The sequence below is a fragment of the Nocardia suismassiliense genome, assembly GCF_900269665.1.
Taxonomy (GTDB): domain Bacteria; phylum Actinomycetota; class Actinomycetes; order Mycobacteriales; family Mycobacteriaceae; genus Nocardia; species Nocardia suismassiliense.
Map to the genome: position 1 here is coordinate 3,515,830 of NZ_LT985361.1, position 18,817 is coordinate 3,534,646.

14 protein-coding genes are annotated in these 18,817 nt (G+C 67.5%); 12 read left to right on the forward strand and 2 right to left on the reverse strand.

What is annotated here, in order from left to right; translation table 11 throughout:
- Positions 1-12 precede the first annotated feature (12 nt).
- The 12 genes from DBO33_RS15835 (at position 13) to DBO33_RS15890 (ending at position 16,191) form a co-directional block, all read left to right on the forward strand.
- Positions 13-1,209, forward strand: coding sequence for an MFS transporter (locus tag DBO33_RS15835; protein WP_107655721.1), 1,197 nt, complete (start codon positions 13-15; stop codon positions 1,207-1,209).
- Positions 1,210-1,519: 310 nt separating this feature from the next.
- Positions 1,520-1,990: a VOC family protein gene (locus tag DBO33_RS15840; protein ID WP_107655722.1), complete on the forward strand. Its 471-nt coding sequence runs from the start codon at positions 1,520-1,522 to the stop codon at positions 1,988-1,990.
- A complete protein-coding gene (locus tag DBO33_RS15845) occupies positions 1,987-2,895 on the forward strand; it encodes an L-tyrosine 3-hydroxylase (RefSeq protein ID WP_234390859.1) in 909 nt (302 codons plus the stop codon). The genes DBO33_RS15840 and DBO33_RS15845 overlap by 4 nt, the downstream gene beginning before the upstream one ends.
- Positions 2,892-3,776, forward strand: coding sequence for an LLM class flavin-dependent oxidoreductase (locus DBO33_RS15850; protein ID WP_107655723.1), 885 nt, complete (start codon positions 2,892-2,894; stop codon positions 3,774-3,776). The genes DBO33_RS15845 and DBO33_RS15850 overlap by 4 nt, the downstream gene beginning before the upstream one ends.
- Positions 3,776-4,600, forward strand: a complete 825-nt coding sequence (locus DBO33_RS15855; RefSeq protein WP_234390860.1) for a PhzF family phenazine biosynthesis protein — start codon at positions 3,776-3,778, stop codon at positions 4,598-4,600. Before DBO33_RS15850 ends, DBO33_RS15855 begins: the two co-directional genes overlap by 1 nt.
- Positions 4,597-5,832 (forward strand): aminotransferase class V-fold PLP-dependent enzyme, encoded by a 1,236-nt coding sequence (locus DBO33_RS15860; protein WP_234390861.1) that lies wholly within the window; start codon positions 4,597-4,599, stop codon positions 5,830-5,832. Before DBO33_RS15855 ends, DBO33_RS15860 begins: the two co-directional genes overlap by 4 nt.
- Complete coding sequence (locus tag DBO33_RS15865) at positions 5,829-6,629, forward strand: tryptophan 2,3-dioxygenase (protein ID WP_107655725.1); 801 nt, start codon at positions 5,829-5,831, stop codon at positions 6,627-6,629. Before DBO33_RS15860 ends, DBO33_RS15865 begins: the two co-directional genes overlap by 4 nt.
- A 46-nt stretch (positions 6,630-6,675) precedes the next feature.
- Entirely contained in the window at positions 6,676-7,746 is a 1,071-nt protein-coding gene (locus tag DBO33_RS15870) for a methyltransferase (protein ID WP_325050715.1), read from the forward strand.
- Complete coding sequence (locus tag DBO33_RS15875; protein WP_107655726.1) at positions 7,739-8,629, forward strand: alpha/beta hydrolase; 891 nt, start codon at positions 7,739-7,741, stop codon at positions 8,627-8,629. Before DBO33_RS15870 ends, DBO33_RS15875 begins: the two co-directional genes overlap by 8 nt.
- Positions 8,626-10,446 (forward strand): non-ribosomal peptide synthetase, encoded by a 1,821-nt coding sequence (locus tag DBO33_RS15880; protein ID WP_107655727.1) that lies wholly within the window; start codon positions 8,626-8,628, stop codon positions 10,444-10,446. Before DBO33_RS15875 ends, DBO33_RS15880 begins: the two co-directional genes overlap by 4 nt.
- A gap of 1 nt (position 10,447) precedes the next feature.
- On the forward strand, positions 10,448-14,785 hold the full coding sequence (locus DBO33_RS15885) for a non-ribosomal peptide synthetase family protein (protein ID WP_107655728.1): 4,338 nt from the start codon (positions 10,448-10,450) through the stop codon (positions 14,783-14,785).
- Positions 14,782-16,191 (forward strand): FAD-dependent oxidoreductase, encoded by a 1,410-nt coding sequence (locus DBO33_RS15890; protein ID WP_107655729.1) that lies wholly within the window; start codon positions 14,782-14,784, stop codon positions 16,189-16,191. The genes DBO33_RS15885 and DBO33_RS15890 overlap by 4 nt, the downstream gene beginning before the upstream one ends.
- 10 nt (positions 16,192-16,201) lie before the next feature.
- On the opposite strand, the gene DBO33_RS15895 is transcribed toward DBO33_RS15890, so the two are convergent.
- Both DBO33_RS15895 and DBO33_RS15900 read right to left on the reverse strand, forming a co-directional pair.
- A complete protein-coding gene (locus DBO33_RS15895) occupies positions 16,202-16,912 on the reverse strand; it encodes a response regulator transcription factor (protein ID WP_325050801.1) in 711 nt (236 codons plus the stop codon).
- Between the two features lie 126 nt (positions 16,913-17,038).
- Positions 17,039-18,475 carry a flavin monoamine oxidase family protein gene (locus DBO33_RS15900; protein ID WP_107655730.1) on the reverse strand — a complete coding sequence of 479 codons (1,437 nt, stop codon included), beginning with the start codon at positions 18,473-18,475 and terminating at the stop codon, positions 17,039-17,041.
- Positions 18,476-18,817 lie beyond the last annotated feature (342 nt).

Genomic DNA, 18,817 nt, shown 5'->3' on the forward strand with positions numbered 1-18,817 from the left:
GGAGGGGAAGTCATGCCTTTCGCCGTCTATGTGTTGGGCCTGGGTGTTTTCTGCCTCAACACCACCGAAATCATGGTTGCCGGACTGATTCCCGGCATCTCGAGCGACCTCGGCGTGTCCATCGCCGCCGTGGGTTACCTCGTCTCGATCTTCGCCTTCGGCATGGTCGTCGGCGGTCCGATCCTGATCGTCGGCCTCTCGAAGGTGGCGCAGAAAAAGTCGCTCATCTGGCTGCTCGTGGTGTTCGTGCTCGGACAGACGATCGGCGCACTGGCACAGGACTATTGGGTGCTGGTGGTGGCCCGGGTGATCACCGCGCTGGCCGCCTCGGCGTTCTTCGGCGTGGGCGCCGCAGTCTGCGTGCGACTCGTCGGCGCCGAGCGGCGCGGGCGGGCGATGTCGGTGCTGTACGGCGGCATGATGGTCGCCCAGGTGGTCGGCTTGCCGCTGGCCACCTTCATCGAGCAGCACTTCGGGTGGCGGGCCAGTTTCTGGCTGGTCGACCTGCTGGCGGTCGCGTGTATCGCGGCGGTCGTACTGCTGGTGCCGTCCGGCGGCAACGCGCAAACGCTGGACTTCCGGGCCGAGATCCAGGACTTCCGCAACCTGCGACTGTGGGGCGCGTATGCCACCAATGCCCTCGTCATCGGTTCGGTCGTGGCCGGATTCACTTACCTCTCACCGATTTTCACCGATGCCACGCACTTCGCGCCCGCGACGGTGCCGGTGCTGTTCGGCGTGTACGGGATCGCCACGGTGATCGGTAACGCCGTCGTCGGCCGGTTCGCCGACCGCTACACCCGGCCGATCCTGTTCGGTGGTCTCATCGCCTTGATGCTGGTGCTGGCCGCGTTCGCGCTGTGCGTCGAATACAAGGCGCCGACGCTCGTGGCGACCGTGCTGCTCGGCCTGATCGGCCTTCCGCTCAACCCCGCCATGGCGGCCAGGGTGATGTCGGTGTCGAACGAGGGTGCACTGGTCAACACGGTCAACGGCTCCGCCATCAATATCGGCGTGGTGATCGGTCCGTGGCTGGGCGGCATCGGGATCAGTGCCGGGCTCGGCCTCACGGCGCCGTTGTGGATCGGTGCGGGAATGGCCTTGCTCGGTCTGCTCACGCTGATACCCGACCTGATGCAGCGTGCACACGGCTCCGAAGACGTTGTGCTGCAGAAGGTGCCGGCAGCGGAAGCCGGCAAGCGTTCGTAGCGGTTGCCACGTCTGGTTTTCGCATAGCGGGCTGTTCACTACAGCCCGCGCGCTACGCGTGCCTGCGCGCGCTGTCGTATGTCGTTGTGCGCCCAGGTAACCGGGTGAGCGACCCTTAAACCCAAGGTGAGCACATGATTTCGGAAAACAACGACAATTGTTGTCTGACAGCGATTTAAGAGTTTCTTGAAGCCCATTTGATTGCCCGGACGTCGCCGTCGGCCGAGGATGGAAAGTGCTGGGACGAATCCCTCCCGCCTCCTGCGGTGAGGGGCCCACCACGAGCACATTCGCGACGGAAAGGCATCCGATGCACGGGCTTGACATCGCGCCGAGATTTCACCACCTCGCCATCCAGACCGACGACGTGGACTCCACGATCAGGTGGTACCAGGAATTCCTCGGCGCCACCGTGGAATGGTCGCTCGCCGACTTCTCCCCGCTCACCCTCGAGCGACTGCCGGGAATCGAGAAGCTGGCCGAGCTGAAGAAGGGAGACGTCCGGTTCCACGTCTTCGACCGGGCCGGGCACAGCAGGGACACCCCTGACCCGCTCGGCTATCAGTATCAGCATGTCGGGATCACGGTGGACCGGGCGGCGGACCTGGTAGCGCTGCGGGAGCAGTGGCTGAAGGCCAGGGAGTCCACCGACATCCACTGGACCAGGGACGACCCGCCGTCCGACATCGTGACCGACCCGGACGGGATGCAGAGCCTCTACGTCCTGGACCCGAACGGCCTCGAGCTCGAGTTCGTCTATTTTCCGGGAGCGGGATCGTGAGCATCGGCCATAGATACGATTCCGCCGCGTCGGGCAAGCATCGCCCGCCCGCGCTGACGCCGCACCTGCTGTTCATGCCGCCGCTCGGCCACGCCTTCGAAACATGCTCGGACGCAGCCGAAGCCGAGGTCGCCGACCGGGAGCTGCCGGAGTACGACATCTTCGGCACCCGGCCGGTCGAGGAGGAGCGGCTGTTCTGGTACCGCTGGATCGCGGGGCACCAGCTTTCGTTCCTGCTGTGGCGGGCGATGTGCGACGTCGTCTGGCACCACCCCGAGGACGACGGGCCCGACGAACGCGAACTCGACCTCTTGACCACCTGTGTCGACGGGTACAGCGCCATGCTGCTCTACTCGTCCACCGTTCCCCGAGACCACTACCACGCCTACACCCGAGTGCGAATGGCGTTGCAGCACCCGGCTTTCAGCGGCACCTGGGCTCCGGATTACCGGCCGGTCCGCCGCCTGTTCCGCGGCAAGATGCCCTGGCAGGACGACCCGGCGTGCACGGCGCTCGACGAAGCGGTCGCGCGCAACGAGGCCACGCACAGCCATATCGCCGATCATCTTGTGCCGGACGGTCACTCGCTGTTGCAGAAGTCTGCGGGCGCACCGGGGGTGAGTGTGTCGCGGGAGAAGGAAGACCTCTACGACAACTTCTTCCTGACCGTCCGGCGCCCCGTCAGCCACGCCGAATTCGTCGCACAGCTCGACTCCCGCATCGCGGAACTCGCTGCGGATCTGGAGTACAACGGGCTGTATCCCAATGTCGACGGGCGCCACCACCCGGTCGTCGCCAACCAGTCGGGCGGCGTGATGAAGCCACTGGTGACCGGCATTCTCGAGGTGATGGACCGGGCGGCCCGGCTGGTATCGGACATGCGACTCGAGGAGGCGCGCCGATGAAGCACGGCATCGTCCTGTTACCCGAGCACGAGTGGAAGATCGCCGCCGATCGCTGGCGCGCCGCCGAGCAGCTCGGCTACCAGCACGCCTGGACCTACGACCATCTGATGTGGCGCTGGCTCGCCGACCGCCCGTGGTACGGCTCGATCCCGACCCTCACGGCCGCCGCGACCGTCACGAACACCATCGGCCTCGGCGTCCTCGTGGCCACCCCGAACTTCCGGCACCCCGTCGCGCTCGCCAAGGAACTCGTCAGCGTCGACGACATCGCGAGCGGGCGGTTGATCTGCGGACTCGGTTCCGGCGCACCGGGATTCGATGCGAGCGTGCTCGGCGGGCCGGATCTCGGCCCGCGCGAACGCGCCGATCGATTCGAGGCGTTCGTCGAACTGCTGGACGCAGTGCTTGCCCGCGGCTCCGTGACAAAGGTGTCACGCTGGTACACCGCATCGGGCGTGAACTTCCACCCGCGCGCCGGCGAGGCGCCGCGCCTGCCCTTCGCCGTGGCCGCGACCGGGCCGAGGGGCATGGCGCTGGCCGCCGAGTACGCGCGGTATTGGATCACGTCCGGACCACCCAACGACTTTCGCATGCGGCCGTTGCGCGAGGTCGTTCCCCTGTTGCGCGACCAGGTGCGCGGCATCGAGGCCGCGTGCGAGCGGGCCGGCCGGGACCCGGCCGGCCTGGGCAAGCTGTTCGTCGCCGACGCGGCGGCGGGCGGGATCACCAGCTCGCTGGCCGCCTACGAGGACGCCGCGGGCGAGCTCGCCGAGGTCGGCATCACCGATCTCGTCGTGCACTGGCCCCGCCCGGACCAGCCGTACCAGGGCGACGAGCAGGTCATCGTCGATTTCGCCGAGAAGCACCTAGGGGGCGAGTGATGCGAGTGACGACAGTGGACATGTTCGGCGCCGCGGCGGGCCGGGGCAGCACCCTGGACGTGCTCGTCCCGGCGGACCGGTCCGATGAGGACGTAGTCGCAGCGGCCACCGCGCATGCGCGCCACAGCAATTCGACCGAGACGGTCCTGGTCGACGAGTGCTCTCGAGCCCAACGCACGTTCGGCTCGCGAATCTTCAACGCCGACGGGGAAACTCCGTTCGGCACACATTCGCTCGCCGGTGTGGCCGCCTGTCTGGTCCGGACCGGCCATCTCGAACCCGGTGAGGTCGGCCGGACCGCCGAGGTCGGCTGCCAGTGGCTGTGGACCGACGGCCGCGAGGTGCGTGTGCCGTTCGACGGACCCGTTGTGCGCGAAGAGATTCCGCACGACCCGACAGTGTTCGGGTGGCCCGTCGGCACACCGCACGCCGGTGGCGTCGGCCGAGCCTTCAACTTCGTGCGCGTCACCGAGGACCCACGCGCGTTGCCGGTGCCGGATCTCGATCGCATGCGGGAACTGGGGCTCACCGACCTCACGGCCTTCCGCTGGGATCCGGACCGGCACGAGGTGCTCGCCCGCGTCTTCGCCCCGGGGTTCGGCATCCCGGAGGACGCCGGATGTCTGCCCGCCGCAGCCGCTCTCGGGCTCACCGCCCTCGACTTGGCGGGGGACGAGGCACCCGTGACGGTTCGACAGGTAACGGGCAGCGGGAGCGAGTCGGTCTTCGGCTGCACCGGTTCGATCCACGGCGCCACCGCGAGCGTGCGCATCACCGGACAGGTGTGGATCCCGGCGAGTGACGAGAAAGCGAGTGAGTCATGACGATTCGGCCGGAGTCACTGACCGTGCCGAGCACGGGCATGCTCGATGAGGCGCGGCGTCGCGACGATCTCGATCCGCGCACCGGGTACGCACGTGGGTTCGCCACCGACGGCGCTATCCACCTCAACGGAAACTCCCTCGGCCCGCCGCGGGAAAGCCTTGCGGGCGAACTCGACCGCGTAGTGACCGAGCAGTGGGCGCCCCGCCAGGTGCAGGCCTGGTTCCAGGACGGCTGGCTGGAGCTGCCGCGCACCGTCGGCGACAAGCTGGCTCTGCTGCTGGGCGCGGGCCCCGGGCAGCTCATGGTGGCCGGCGAGACGACCTCGACAACACTGTTCAACGCCCTGGTCGCCGCATGCCGCCTGCGGCCGGACCGCCCGGTGCTGCTGATCGAGGCCGAGTCGTTCCCGACCGACCTGTACATCGCCGCTTCGGTGGCCCGCCTGCTGGACCGTGAGCTCGTCGCCGAGTCGCGGACCGGCTTCGACGCCTACCTGCGCGAGCACGGTCAGCAAGTCGCGGCGGCGCTGGCCGCACCCGTGGACTTCCGCACGGGCGAGCGGCGGGAGATCCGGCCGACCACCGCGTTGTGTCACGCGGCAGGCGCGCTGTCGCTATGGGACCTCAGCCATGCGGCGGGGGTACTCCCGGTGGACCTCGACGCGAACGCGGTCGACCTCGCCGTCGGCTGCGGCTATAAGTACCTCGGCGGCGGGCCGGGCGCGCCGGCTTTCCTCTACCTTCCCGTTCGATTCCAGTCGACCGTGGACTTCCCGCTGACGGGGTGGCACGGGCACGCCAGGCCGTTCGAGATGGGTCCGGTCTTCGAGCCGGCCACCGATATCGAACAGGCCCGCACCGGCACACCGCCACTGCTCAGCCTCGCCGCGTTGAACCATGCCCTCGCCCCATTGGTGGAGGTCGGCATCCACGCATTGCATCAGCGCACTCGGGAGCTCAGCGAGTTCTTCCTGGAGTGCCTCGCCGAGCGTGACCCGGAACTGTTGCGCCGCCTCGCATCTCCGCGAGAAGCGGACCGCCGCGGTGGCCATCTCGCGCTTCGGGTGCCCGACGCCGACGCCGTCGAACGTGCGCTCGCCGACCGCGGCGTGCACGTCGACTCGCGACCACCCGATCTGATCCGTTTCGCCTTCGCGCCGCTGTACGTGACGCACGAGCAGGTGTGGCGCGCGGTCGACGCGCTCGGCCGCGCCGTGGAAGGAGTGCGATGACCAGCGCGCCGGAGTATCTCGCCCCCGAGTACGTCACCTACGCGCACATGGACGAGCTGCACGAGTTGCAGCGTCCGCGTAGTGAGGCCCGCGGCGAGCTGAACTTCATCCTGATCAGCCACGTCAAAGAACTGTTGTTCCGCGCGGTGATCGACGATCTCGACACCGCCCGCCGGGCGCTGGAACGCGACGACGTGCCCGAGGCATGTCTGGCGCTGTCCCGGTCGGTCCGCACGCAGCGGGTCCTGGTGGCCTGCTGGGAGTCGATGAACGGCATGTCGGTCGACGAGTTCGTGGCCTTCCGGCACGTGCTCAACGAGGCCTCCGGCACCCAGTCCTTCGCCTACCGTGCCCTGGAGTTCCTGATGGGAAACCGGCCGGAAGGCCAAGTGGCGGCGGCTCTCCGAGATGGCCACCCCATGCTGCGGGCCGAGCTGGGCAAGCCGTCGCTGTACGACACGGTATTGCAACACCTTGCTCGGCAAGGATTTTCGGTTCCGGACGAATGCCTGGCGAAACCGCCTGCCGAGCAGCACGAGTCGAATCCGCTCGTGGAGGACGTGTGGCTCGACATCTACCGGCAGCCGGACCGGTATTCCGGCGCGCACCGGCTCGCGGAGAGCCTGCTGGAGGTCGCCTATCAGTTCTCCCATTGGCGGGCAACGCATCTGCTGGTGGTGGAACGCATGCTCGGCGGCAAGAGCGGGACGGCGGGCACCGACGGTGCACCGTGGCTGCGCGCCATCAACGAACACCGTTTCTTCCCGGAGCTGTGGACATTCCGCACCCGGCTGTAGACGCGGCCTCAGAGAAATCACCGACTGCTGGAGGAACACGATCACGATGACGATGACCGAACCGAAGACCGAGCTGACGAAACCGGTCGACCTCACCTCGCTCGTCCCGGTGTTGTTCGGCTTTGCTGCCTTTCAGCAATTGCGCGCCGCCTCGGAACTGCAACTGTTCGAATACCTCGACCTGAACGGCCCGGCCACCAGCGACGAGGCCGCCGCGGGGCTGGGACTGCCCGTCAAATCGGCGCGCAAGCTGCTGCTCGGCACCACCTCGCTCGGCCTCACCGATCGGGCGGACGACCGGTACGCGCTGAGCGAGATGTTGCGTGCCGCAATGCAAGACGGCACCTGGCCGCTCATCCGCAACATCATCGACTTCCAGCAGCGGCTGTCCTACCTGCCCGCGAAGGAGTACGCCGAGTCGCTGCGCACCGGCAAGAACCTCGGCCTGAAACACCTGCCCGGCACCGGAAACGACCTGTACACCAGGCTCGAGCAGACTCCGGAGCTGGAGAATCTGTTCTTCCGCGGCATGCATTCCTGGTCGGAGCTGTCCAATCCGGTGCTGCTGCACCAGGTGGACTACAGCGGCGTGACGAGGATCCTGGACGTCGGTGGCGGCGACGCGGTCAACGCGATCGCGCTCGCACAGGCCCACCCGCACTTGAAGATCACCGTGTTCGATCTCGAGGGCGCCGTCGAGGTGGCCGGCGACAATATCGCCGCCGCCGGGCTCGGTGATCGCATCGACGTGGTCGCCGGGGACATGTTCGGCGACCCGCTGCCCGGCGGGTACGACGCCGCGCTATTCGCCCACCAGTTCGTGATCTGGTCGCCGGAACAGAATGTGGCGCTGCTCGAACGGGCCTACGCGGCACTGCCGCCGGGCGGGCGGGTCATCGTATTCAACGCGTTCGCCGCCGACGACGGTCGTGGGCCGCTCTACACCGCGCTGGACAACGTGTACTTCACCACGTTGCCGTCGGAGGAGTCGACGATCTATCCGTGGCGTGAGCACGAAGAGTGGCTCGGCACAGCGGGTTTCACCGACATCCTGCGCATTCGTAGCGAGGGTTGGACGCCGCACGGTGTCATCGAAGGGCGCAAGGCCGATGAGTAAGCTCACCCAGTTGGACCGCGAGTATTCGCCCAGCTCGGCCGCCCGTGATCCGGCCGGTACGCTGCGGCGGTACCGGCGGCGCAGCGACACCGCCCGGTCCCGGCTCGACGTGCACATCGCGGTGCCCTACGGTGCCGGCCACGGCGAGCGGTGTCACGTGTTTCCCGCTGTGCCGCAGGGCATTCGAGGACCGGAGACGCCCGCCCTCGTCTTCGTGCACGGCGGCCACTGGCAGGAGTCCGGCATCGATGACGCGTGTTTCGCGGCCCGGCAGGCGGTGCGGCACGGCTGCGCGTATGTCGCCGTGGGATACGGGCTCGCCCCGGACCGCACGGTGCCGGGCATGATCGCCTCGGTGGCGCGGGCCCTGGAGTGGCTCGCGGGCACCGGGCCGCTGCTCGGCATCGACCCGGAGCGGTTGCATGTAGCGGGCAGCAGCGCGGGCGCGCATCTGCTGGCCGCGGCGCTCGCGGGCACCGACGCACCCAGGGTGCGCAGCGCCTGCTTGCTGAGCGGCCTGTACGACCTCACCGAGATTCCGGAGACCTACGTCAACGAGGCCGTCCGGCTGACCCCCGAGACCGCCCGCGCGTGCAGTCCGCTGCGGATGCCCGCCCCGCGGTGCGATTCGATCCTGCTCGCCGCGGGGCAGCACGAAACGCGAACCTATCTCCGGCAACACGAGCAGTACGCCGAACACCTTGCCGCACAGCAGATCCCGGTGGACGCGCAGGTCGTGTCCGGGCGGGACCACTTCGACCTGCCGCTGGACCTGGTCGATCCGTCGACCCCGTTCGGCCGGACCAGCCTGCGGCACCTCGGCCTGGCACCGCGCCGCCGAGGCTCCGCCACCCCGGAAGGAACGGTGACATCAGCGCGATGAAGAACTCACTGACCGCCGCCCCGGTCGAGTCCGTCACGACGGGCCCGGCCGCGACGGCCACCACCGAGACGATCGCCGACGCGTTCGTGCGCACCGCACGCGAGCACGCCGACCGCGAGGCGATATCCGACGGCAGCACGACGCTGACCTACGCCGAACTGGACGCCATCAGCAGCCGCATCGCGCGAGCGCTGCGCGACCGGGGCCTGCCGCCTGGAGCGCGCGTCGGGGTGCATCTCGACCGCAGCCTCGCCACCTATCAGGTGTTCCTCGGCATTCTCAAGGCCGGTCTCGTTGTCGTGCCGTTCAATCCGGTACATCCGGCGGCGCACAAGTCGCGGATGTTCCGTGCCGCCGAGCCCGCCATCACGGTGATCGACGCGGGCGAGACGCCGGACGGATTCCCCGCGGCGGCCTGCCTGCCGGTCACCGAGTTGCTGGCGGCCGCGGCGTCGTTGTCCCCTGAATCGGGGCCGTCCGCGGTGACCGCGGCCGCGCCCGCGTTCATCCTGTTCACCTCGGGCTCGACGGGTGTGCCCAAGGGCGTGGTGATCGCGCATCGCGGCATCGCGCGGGTTTCGCGGCACCTCACCGGATTCACTCCTGGACCGGCGGACCGGTTCCTGCAACTCGCGCAGCCCGCGTTCGCCGCATCGACCACCGACATCTGGACCTGTCTACTGCGTGGTGGCCGGCTCACCGTCGCACCACAGGAGATGCCGCCGCTCGGCGATCTCGCGAGACTCATCGAGCGCGAAGGCATTACGGTGCTCAACCTCTCCGTGGGGTTGTTCAATCTGCTGGTCGAGCACCACTCGAAGAGCCTCGCGCAGGTGCGAACGGTGATCGTCAGCGGCGACTTCCCCTCCGCGTCGCACCTGGAGCGTGCGCTGGCCGTGGTCGACGGTGATGTATTCAATGCCTTTGGCTGCACGGAGAATTCGGCGCTGACCGCGGTGCACAAGATCACCGCGGCGGACCTGTGCGATGCCGAGATCCCGGTCGGCCGGCCGATGCCCACCGTCGAGCTGACGGTGCGGGACGAGGCGCTGGACGAATGCCCGCCCGGCCGGATCGGCGAACTGTGCATCGCGGGTGACGGTGTGGCGTCGGGCTACCTCAACGATCCGGAACTCACCGCGCGCAAGTTCGTTCGGCACGACGGTCAGCGACTGCTGCGGACCGGCGACCTGGCCAAGCTGACCGAGGACGGGGAGATAGTGCTCGCGGGCCGCACCGACCAGATGGTGAAGGTGCGCGGGTTCCGGGTCGAGCCGCGGCATGTCGAGGTGACGGCCGAGGCGTTCCCCGGCGTCGCACAGGCGGTGGCGCAGGCCGTGCCGAGCGGTGGTGCGGCGGGTCAGCTGGCGCTGTGGTGTGTGCCGACGACGGGGCACGAACTGTCCACCGACGAGCTGACGGAGCATCTGCGGAAGTCGTTGCCCGACTACATGGTTCCGTCGACGGTGTTGCTGCTCGACGCGTTTCCGCGCAATACCAACGGCAAGATCGACCGCAAGGAGCTCTCGTCGCGGTTGGTGCCCGCCGAGGACGACGAGTCGACGGTCGAGGAGCGCAAAACCGAGGATCAGCTGGCCGATGTCGTCCGGACGACCTTGCTGAACGCCACCGGCCTGGCCGACATCGATCTGGATGCCGGACTCATCGAAAGCGGTGTCACCTCACTGCAATTGATCGACCTCGGCGCTCGGCTGGAGGAGGTATCGGGGGTCGCACTGGCACCCGACGACATCGTGGGGGTCGGCACCGTGCGCGGTGTCGCCGACCTGATCCGCACCAAACGGGCGCGAGGCTGACATGACGGCTACCGAGCAACACACAGCGAACGGCGCGCAGCACCTGCCCGCGTCCCCGGCCCAGCCCGGTATGTGGTTCGACAGCATCTACGGCGCCGACCCCACGGCGTACAACCAGCCACTGGTGCTGCGGCTGCCCACCCTGCTCGACCATCAAGCCCTCGTCGAGGCGCTGCGGATCGTGCATCGGGACCATTCCGCGCTGCGCACCACCTTCGAGATGACCGCCGACGGCGAGTTGCGGCAGGTGGTGCACGGCGAACTGGCGCCGGACGTCGACGTGCGTGATCACCACAGCGGCGATCCCGAGGACTGGGTGGCCGAGCAACTGGCCGAGGTCGCGGGGGCCGTCTTCGATCTGCGTGGTGGTCCGCTGGCCCGGGTCCGGCACCTCCGGTTCGCCGAGGGCCGGAGCCTGCTGGTGTTCAACATTCACCACACGGTCTTCGACGGCATGTCGTTCAAGCCGTATCTCAGCCAGGTGGAGGCGACCTACACCGCACTGGTGCACGGCGACGAGCCGCCGCAGCGACCGCACCGCCAAGCCGCCGAGGCGTACGAACGCTGGGCAGAGTTGGCCGACAATGCCGACACGCTGCATTACTGGCGGGAGAAGCTGGCGAAAACCCCCGCGGCAGTGCCGTTCGGGCTGCCGGGCACCGGGACGCCACGGCACGTGACCCGGCAGCAGGTGCTCGACGACGAACTCTCGGCGCGGGTGCGCGAGTTCTGTGCCGCGGAGGGCATCACCACCAGCATGTTCTTCGTCGCTCTCTGCTTCGTGCTGCTGCACCGGCAGACCGGGCAGGACGAAGTGCTGCTGGGGATCCCGGTCTCGGTGCGCGGCGCCGGCGACGCCGAGGTGATCGGCCATCTCGCCAATACCGTTGTGCTGCAACACCGCCTCGACCGCGGCGCGACTGCCCGTGACGTATTGCGCAGAGTGAAACGGGAAGTGCTGGAGGCGCTTCGGCACCGGCACGCGCCACTGGAGGCGGTGCTGGGCGAGGTTCGCGCGGCCGGTGGCACGCAGGACGGGGCACTGTTCAACGCGATGGTCACCGTGATGCCCGCCGCGGCCCGCCGCCTGGACCTGCCCGAGTGGGGCGTGCAGACCTGGGAGCACGCGCCAGGAGGCGCCAAATACGACCTGGCGATCCTGGTGGACGAGACGGCGGACCAGTACACCCTGGTCGTCGAGCACGTCACGGCTGCGGCCGACGGTGAAAGCTTCACGGCCTATCTGGCGCAGCGGCTGCACACCTTGGTCGACAGCGTGCTCGCGGAGCCGGACGGGCAGATCAACGAACTGCGCTGGACGAGCGACGCGGAGGAACAAGCGATCACGGGGCTGTGTGCCCGCCGGAAGGATGCGCCCGAGCTCGGCACCGAGTTGACCGCCGATCTGTTCGAGGCGAGCGCCGCGGCGGCCAGTGCGGAACCCGCGGTGATCGCCGACGGCACGGTGACCACGTATGCCGAATTGGCGAGGCGCGCAGACACGGTAGCGGCCACGCTGGCTGATCGGGGAGTCCGGGACGGGCTGCCGGTCGCCGTGCTGATGCGGCCCGGCCTCGAACTGATCGCGACGGTCATCGGCATCCTGCGTGCGGGTGGCAGCTACGTCACCTTGGATGCCGAACCACGGGAGCGGCTGAACTTCGTACTGAACGATTGTGGCGCAACCATTCTGCTGCGTAGTGCCGAGATCGACCTCGCGGATATGTCGTTGCCCGACGGCCTCGAAGTCCTCGAGATATCCGAAACCGCCAGTGGAGCAGCGTCATTCGACGACGCGCGGAAGGTGCCCGAGGACACGGCGTACATCGTGTACACGTCGGGCTCCACCGGACGCCCCAAAGGAGTTCGGCTGCCGGAGGTCACGCTGGCAAACCTGGCGCGCAACCAGGTCATCTTCTCCGGGGACCGCCGGACGCGCACGTTGCAGTACATGCCGCCCGCCTTCGACGTGTTCGCCATCGAGGTGTTCGGAACTCTCTGCGCCGGTGGCACTCTGGTGATTCCACCGGCAGATGCCCGCACCGATTTCGAGGCCTTGGCCGCTTTGCTGGCCGACGAGCGGATCGAGCGGGCCTACCTGCCCTACGTCACGCTCCGCGAGCTGGCCGCCGTGCTTCAATCGTCGCCGGTGGACCTGCCGGATCTGCGCGAGGTGTATGTCACCGGCGAGCGGCTGGTGATCACCGGCGATATGCGGGCGATGTTCCGGCGAAACCCGAACGCGCGGTTGATCAATGCCTACGGACCGTCCGAGGCACATCTGTGCAGTTGGGACGCGCTCCCGGACGATCCCGACGCTTGGCCGACCATTCCGTCGATCGGGCGGGTGGTCGCGGGTGTCGACGCGTATGTGCTCAGCGCCGCCGACGGGACTGCTCGGCGGGCACCGTTCGGCGTCGAGGGCGAACTCTGCGTTGCGGGCCCGGTCGTCTCGCCCGGCTATATCGGCCTGCCGGACAAGACGCGCGAGGCTATGGTCGCCGACCCGTTCGTCCCCGGCCAATTGATGTACCGCACCGGCGATGTGGTGGTGCTGGCCCCGGACGGGTCCCTGCACTACCGCGGCCGCAAGGACGATCAGGTCAAGATCCGCGGCTATCGCGTCGAGCCGGGCGAGATAGAAGCCGCGCTGGAACGGGAATTGGAGGTGGACGCCGCCGCCGTGATCGTGGTGTCCGAAGGTGGTGACCGCGCGCTGCACGCCTTCGTGCAGACCGCTGCAGCGCCGCCGAAGGACTGGCGCACCCGGCTCGGCGCGGTGCTGCCCGGATACATGATCCCGCGGCAGCTCACCCGGATCGACGCCATCCCGGTGACCTCGAACGGGAAGACCGACCGTCGCGCGCTGGCGGCACAATCGATGCCACCGGAGCCCGCCGACGAGGTCGACCAGTCCGACGTCACCTGGACGGACGCGGAGCGCACGATGGCCGCGCTGTGGTCCGAGGTGCTCGGCGACCGGCCCGCGACCCCGGAGGTCGACTTCTTCGCGGTCGGCGGTCACTCGCTGCTGGCCGCCCGGCTGCACCGGCTGGTCAAAAAACGCTTCCGCACCGACGTCGCACTGTCGGTGCTGCTGAGCACGCCGACACCGCGCGGCATGGTGCAGAGCCTCGTCGACGAAACTGCCGCCGCCGCACCGGATCTGGGCGCGGAGGCCCGCCTGCACGACCTCGTGGTGGGGGAGCGGCAGGAGCCGGTCAGCGGCACGGTATTGCTCACCGGCGCAACCGGATTCCTCGGCAGTCATCTGCTCGACGAACTACAGCGGACCGGGCACCGCGTGCACTGCCTGGTCCGGGCCGACAGCGTCGCGGACGGGCGCGAACGCCTGCGCCGGACCTTCCGGAAATTCGCGCTGGACCCGTCCGGGCTCGACGAGGTCGGCATCTGCCTCGGCGATCTCGACCAACCGAAGTTCGGGCTGGGCAACGACTACGAAGCACTGGCCCGCGAGGTGACCGACGTCTACCACGCGGCCGCGCACATCAATTTCGTCGTGCCGTATCACACGGTAAAACGCACGAACGTGGACGGACTTCGGCACCTGCTCGACTTCTGCGGGATCAACCGCACGCCGCTGCGCCTGATCTCCACCATGGGCGTCTTCCCGCCGGACTCCACCGCAGGCCTGGTCGGCGAGGACATGGTGCCGGGCGATCCCGCGTCGCTGGGCATCGGGTACTCGCAGAGCAAGTGGGTCGCCGAGCGGCTCGCGCTGGCGGCGCGCGAGGCCGGGCTGCCGGTCACCGTGCACCGTGTCGGCCGCATCGCCGGACACCGCCGCACCGGCGCGTGCCGGCACGACGACTTCTTCTGGTTGCAGATGAAGGGTTTCGCGCTGCTCGGCTGCTACCCCGAGGACATCGCCGAGGGACCGCCCGTCGACCTGTTGCCGGTGGACTACGTGGCCCGCGCCATCATCCGGCTGTCCGAGGAGAAACCGGACGACGAGAACTGGCATCTCTACCACGCCGACGGACTCGACTGGCCCACCATCATCGACACCATTCGCGCGGAAGGCTATGCGACGGAACCGACTTCGGGATCCACCTGGATGGCGGCGCTGGAACAGCAGGCCGCCGAGACCGACGACCGACGCTGGGGGCTCGGTCCGCTGGTGCCGCTCATGCGGGAGGGCGTGATGCGCCTCGGCGCGCACACCTTCGACAACGAGAAATCCAGGCGGGCGCTTGCCGACGTCGGGTGCCCGTATCCGCAGGTGGATACGGGATGGATTCGCCGGATGTTCGAGTACTTCCGCGCCGTCGGCGCCCTCGCGCCGCCGGACGGGCTGAACCAGGGAGGAACACAATGACTGATCTGGAACTGCGCTCGGTGGTGATCATCGGGGCCGGCCCGGTCGGTTGCGCCTTGGCGACACTGCTGCGCCGCCAAGGTCTGGAGGTAGATCTCTTCGAGCGAGGCACGGAGTCGGCGGGCACCGGGTCCGGGCATTCGTTCAACCTCACGCTCACCTCGCGCGGGCTCGACTGCCTGCCCCGCTCGGTCCGGCGCCGCCTCTACCTACAGGGCTCGGTGCTGGCCAAACGGATCATCCACCATCGCGACGGTGCGATCTCCACGCAGCCGTACGGGACGATGACGCACCACCATCTGCTGTCCATTCCACGCCGGGTGATGCAGGATCTGCTGCGCGATCAGGCACTGCGGGAGGGGGCCCGGATCCATTACGGCCAAGAGTGCGTCGACGTCGACACGGCGCGACCGGCAGCGCTGCTGCGGGATCGGGACGGCTCCTCGGCCTGGGTCACCGGCGATCTGCTGGTCGGCTGCGATGGCGCCAATAGTGTTGTGCGCGAAGCCATTGTCGCCGCGCACCCGCAGGACATGTGGGCGACGCGCGAGACCATCGAGCACGGCTACGCCGAGATCACCATGGACTACGGGGACGCCGACCCGACGGGCATGCACCTGTGGCCGCGCGGCGACCACTTTCTGCAAGCCCAGCCGAACCGGGACCAGACCTTCACCACCAGCCTGTTCAAGCCGATGGCCGGTGACGACCGGCGCAGGCACTTCTCCGGGCTGCCGTCGGCCGACGCGATCAGCTCCTACTGTGCGACAGAGTTTCCCGACGTCTTCGGGCGGATGGCGGCGGTCGGCACGGACTTGGCGAGCCGGAGTCCCGGGCACCTCAGGATCATCAACTGCGCTCCCTATCACCATCGACGCGCGGTGCTGGTCGGTGATGCCGCGCATGCCGTGGTCCCGTTCTTCGGGCAGGGCATCAACTGCAGTTTCGAGGATGCCGCCACACTGGCGGCGCTGCTGGAGAAGTTCCAGGCCGCGGTCCGTTGCGAGGGCGGCACCGTCGCGACCGTCGCCGAGGTGGTCGTCGACGAGTACAGCGATGTGCGGGTGAAGGCGGGGCACGCGCTGGCGGAACTGTCGCTGCGCAACCTCACCGAGTTGTCTGCCCACGTGAACGACCCGATGTTCCTGGCGCGACGTGCGCTGGAACGACGGCTGCACGAGTTGCGTCCCGAGCTGTACACGCCGCTGTACCAGTTGGTGGCGTTCACCCACATGCCCTACGACGCCGCACAGCGGGTGCATGACGAGTCGAGCGCGGTGCTGGACGAGTTGTGCCGCGGGCGCGACCCGCGAACCGAACAGGACGCCATCATCGGCGAATTCGCCGAGGCGTACGGTGGCGCGTTCACCCCGCAGTTCACGCCGCAGAAGAAGCGGACGGGGTAGTGCGGGCAGGCTATCCGGCGGTCCCGCTGGCGCGGGCCGCCGCGACGGCCGGGGCCGACTTGCCGCGTCCTGCTTCATCATTGAAGCGGAACCCGACGCCGTGCACGGTGACGATCCAGTCCGCGGAGCCGAGCTTCTTGCGGACACTGCTCAGGTGCGTGTCGATGGTCCGGCTGGCCAGCGACGTCACTTCGGCGTCCACGTCGTCGTATCCCCAGACCTGTTGCAGCAGTTCGGCTCTGGAGAAGACCCGCTGTGGCTCGGTGGCGAGCAGGCGCAGTAGTTCGAATTCCTTGCGGGTCAGTTCGACCAGCCGGTTGCCGACCCTGACCTCGCGCAGCGCCGAGTCGATCTCCAGTTGGCCGACGATGAGGGCCGGCTGGGACATCATGTGCACCCGGCGCAGCAAGCCGCGTAGCCGGGCCATGAGCTCACGGCTGTGGTACGGCTTCACGATGCAGTCGTCGCACCCCGCTTCCAGGGCGAGGACCTTGTCCAATTCGAACGCGGAGGCGAAAGCGATGATCGGTATGTCGCTGGCTCGCCGAATTTCTCTACACAGGGTCAATCCGTCGAAATCGGTGAAGTCGAGATCGACGAGTACTACGTCGAAGTCAGGGTAAGCCGCCATGGTTTCGGCCCCGGTCGAGGTCGGCTCGGGTTCGAAACCGTGCCGTTTGAGGTCGTTTACCGTATCCTCGATCCCCTCACAATCCGCCACGATCAACAAACGCGGATGAAGCAAAGCGGTCCTCCCTTCCAGCTGGTGCGATTCAGTTGTTTTTCTTGCGCGGTAACAGTGCCGAACAGCTCGACGAGGTCGAGGCGTTGGAAGGCGGCGGAAGTATCAGATGGACGATAATTCGAGCAGAACCCGAATCGACGATTCCAGCGCATAGTTCATCGAGCCGCCATTGGGTTCGAATGCGGTGTGCTCGCCTGCGAAATGTATTCTTCCCTCCGGTGTTCGGGTGTGTGCCATGAGCTCGTGGTGGCCCAGTTCCGGCAGGATGTACGCGCCGGCGATGTACGGCTCGTTGTCCCAGGCTATGGACGCGCCGAGCTCGAAATTCTCGCGTGCCCCCGGCATGATCGGTTCCAGTTCGGTCAAAGCGAAATTGATGCGCTCTTCCTCGCTCATGTCGGCCGCCGCCTGCGCGGGCCAGCCGGTCAGCCAGCACTCCAGGATCTTGCGCGGGCCGGGTAGTCGTGGCGTGCCGTCGCGGACCGTGCCGATCGGCCTATCCGTCGACAGCATCAACCGCTCTTCGGGCCAGAACTTCTTGCGCATCTGCAGGAATATGCGCAGGACCGATGAATACCTGAGGCGGCGGATGGTCGCGTGCTTCGCGGCGGACAGGCCGGCCATCGACAGGTTGATCCGGCGCAGGCTGCTGAACGGTGCGGTGACGATGACGCGGTCGGCGGTCAGCGTCTGCAGCCGGTCCCGATCGAGGAACGTCACCTGCGCTTCTTGCTCGGTCTGCGTGATGCGGACGACCGGTTTCCGGTACAGGACAAGGTCTTTGACCTTGTCCGCCAGTGCTCGGGCGAGCAGGTCGGCGCCGCCCTTGACCTTGAACCACGCGGCGTCGGCGCTGGCGAAGGCGCGGTGGCCCGACTCGTAACGAGCCCACGCCATGGTCGAGGCGGATTCCAGTTCGCCGCCGCGCATCTCCAGGAAGAGTGGTTCGATCAGGCTGATCGCGGCCGCGGAGGCGCCTCGGTCTTCGAGGGTGCGGCGGACCGAAATCTGGTCGAGGGCGAGCAGGTCCGGCGTCGGGGTCCAGGTGGGCGCGGTGAGTTCCGGACCGATGTTCTCGTTGAACTTCGTGACGTAATGCGCGTTCAAGTCGGCGACGGTGAGGTGGCGCTCGTGTGGCTGTAGCCCCAAGCTGTCGGCGTGCTCGGTGAGCTGGTCCGGTCGGATCCGGATGCCGTTGCGCAGATAGCTGAAGTCGGTGTCGACGAGATCGCTCGGCTCGGTCTCCAGCTGCATTTCCCGCAGATAATGCATCGTGTAATGGCATTGCGCGGTCACCGTCATCGCGCCTGCTTCGGTGCGCAGGCCGTCGGCGAATGGGTGACGATAGGTCCAGGTTCGGCCGCCCGGCCGCGCACCGGCTTCCAGCACGGTGACGCGGGTGCCCTGCTTCGCTAATTCGTATGCGGCGGCGAGGCCCGCCAGTCCGGCGCCGACAATGATTGCGGTATCGATGGTATTCTGAGACGGAAGACCGTCATCGAAAGTACTTCTGACGTCGTGTTGAGTTAGCCCCTGCACTGCTTTCCCTCCGGCGAACTGCGCTTGATCTCCCCGGCTCGTCGAAGTTGTTCTGAACCGAAATCATTGACAAATCATCACGCTGACGGAAAATGGAGTCATCGTTCATCTTCAACCATTTTGTATGAAATTATCGTATCAAGCCCCGCAGAGCGGAGCAAACAAGTTTCAGTTGCCCGAATTTAACTGCACATAGGTGTTTCACACCTCTCTGCCTGGATGGTGTTTGCCTGTGTCTGTGTGACCGTTGTCACAGTTCGGTCCTTGTTTGAATCGCATCTAACTCCAGGCGAACTCGGGCTGAGGTAAGCCTTTCTCGGCCCGGTATTTCCTGGTCGCGAG